This window comes from Aurantiacibacter sp. D1-12 (assembly GCF_028858515.1).
GTDB lineage: Bacteria > Pseudomonadota > Alphaproteobacteria > Sphingomonadales > Sphingomonadaceae > Alteraurantiacibacter.
The window spans coordinates 1-2410 of sequence record NZ_JAPJZJ010000009.1; the positions used below are offsets into that span (position 1 = coordinate 1).

The 2410-nt window shown below is 54.0% G+C and carries 1 protein-coding gene; it reads left to right on the forward strand.

Features of this window, described 5'->3' with window-relative positions:
• Positions 1–322: 322 nt before the first annotated feature.
• Positions 323–2410: M10 family metallopeptidase (locus OOZ52_RS12795; RefSeq protein WP_274698928.1), on the forward strand; the 2088-nt coding region annotated here is incomplete at its 3' end.

Sequence of the window (2410 nt, forward strand, 5' to 3'; positions counted from 1 at the left end):
TCCAGGACTACGCCATCCGCCTCGACGGAACCATCAACCTCGCAGAAGCCGACTTTATTCTTTAGTCAACGAATTGCAGAGGTCGCAAAAGCCATAGCTATCCAAGTGGGGGCTCGGCTGGCGCAGAATCATAGGGGCTGAATGCGGTAGTACGACACGCGCTGGCGGACAAGCAATGTCCATGAAATGTTCGAGAAAATAAAGCGGTGAGCGACTGGTCTTCCTTACGCCGCCTACAGATGCTGCCGTAGAACCGTTAGTCAATTGCGAAGTGTTCTGTTAAGGCGCACATTCAAATAGTTACATACTCAAGGTGATCCACTTGCCTACACAAACCGCGCCTCGGTCTGATGACCCGTATACCGACAGTTTGCTGTGGTTCGACATCTGGGACGGGCTGACGATTACGTTCAGTTTTCCTGACAGTGCAGGCGACTACGCCGACTACACAGCCGGCAATTCAAATATCACCGCAGGGTTTTCTTCTTTCTCTGAAATGCAAAAGCAGGCCGTTCGGTACATTCTCGAAACCATTTCGAGCTTTACCAATCTTGTGTTTGTCGAGCTGACCGGTGTGGATGACACCGATGCGACACTGCGATTCGGAAACACAACAGTCACCGAAACTGCCTTCGCGTTTCTGCCGGGCAACAGCGGTGAAGCTGGTGATGTTTGGGTCAGCAGCGCAGTGGAACTGCTTTCGCCCGTAATCGGCAATTACGCCTATTTCACGCTCCTGCATGAGATCGGTCATGCACTCGGCCTCGATCACCCGCATGAGGCAGAGGCATCTACGCCCATGCCGCTTGATCGCGAATGGATGGCCTATACCGTCATGAGCTATCGCTCCTACCAGAACGCTGGGGTCGACGGTTACTCCAATCTCGACGGAAATTTTGCGCAGACCTACATGCCAGAAGACATCGCAGCTCTGCAGGCGGCATATGGTCCGAATTACAATATCAATGCCGGTGATACCACTTACAGCTTCTCGGCTGACACCGGCGAGTTGCTCATTGATGGCGTTGGACAGGGAACTCCTGCGGACAATGTAATCTTCCAGACCATCTGGGACGGTGGCGGCACTGACACCTATGACTTTTCGAATTATACAGCATCATCGACGCAACGGATGGAGATCGATCTGCGACCGGGTGTGTTTTCATACATCTGGTATGAGCAGAGAGCTCAGCTTGGTGGCGGCCGACTGGCTCCCCAGCTCGCCAACTCCAGATTGGTGGATGGAGACCAACGGTCACTGATCGAAAACGTCATCGGCAGCCAGGGCACAGATCTCATCAATGGTAACAGTGTCGCAAACCACATCGATGGTGGGGCTGGTGATGATGACATTTACGGTCTCGAAGGCGATGATACTCTGATAGGCGGCGGCGGCCATGATAGCCTGTATGGGGGCGACGGGAACGACATTCTGCATGCCGGAGATGACATTCTTCAGGACGAACTTTTCGGAGAGGCCGGTGATGATGAACTCTACGGTGGTCCGGGCCATGACTATCTGGATGGGGGCACAGGCGCCGACTACATGGCAGGGGGTGACAGAGACGACCAATATTTTATCGATAACACCGGAGATGTCGTCGTCGAAACCGAGGGGGGCGGAACGAATGACAGTATCCGCACGACAATCAGTTTTACAGTCCCGCTGAACATAGAATACGCGCTCTTGATGGGAGAGGATGATCTGTCTCTCACCGGGAACAGCCAGGACAACGATCTGAACGGGAATACCGGGAACAATATTATCGATGGCGGCGCCGGAGCCGACATCATGAGCGGTAGGTTTGGCGACGACATCTACTATGTCGACGATGCAGGCGACACAGTGCGCGAATGGACCAATGCCGGGTACGACATCGTTTACGCATCGGTTAGTTATGTACTCCAAGGGCGCGAATTTATCGAAGGCGTTGGCTTTGCAGATCCGTCAGAGGTCGAGCTTATTACCCTAACGGGGACCGCTGATATCAATGCGACGGGCAATGAGCTCGCCAATGAGATTGTCGGTAACACGGGCAACAATATTCTAACCGGAAATAATGGTGATGACACGCTGGACGGTGGCGACGGATTGGACACAGCTATCTTCTCGGGCAACAGCGCCGACTACACGATTACCGAGACATCACCCGGCAAGTTCACGATTAGCGGCGCCGACGGCACCGATACACTGGTCAATGTCGAACTGGCGCAGTTTGCCGACAGGACTGTCAGCCTTATTGTGACTGGCCCTCCCCCCATTGAGGGCACACCTGGTGTTGATCGTCTTGAAGGTACATCTGCGGGCGATGTGATCTTTGGCTATGAGGACAATGATGTTCTGCTGGGCCGCGGTGGTGACGATGTTCTGGATGGCGGCCTGGGTGCTGATACCATGTACGGCGGTGTG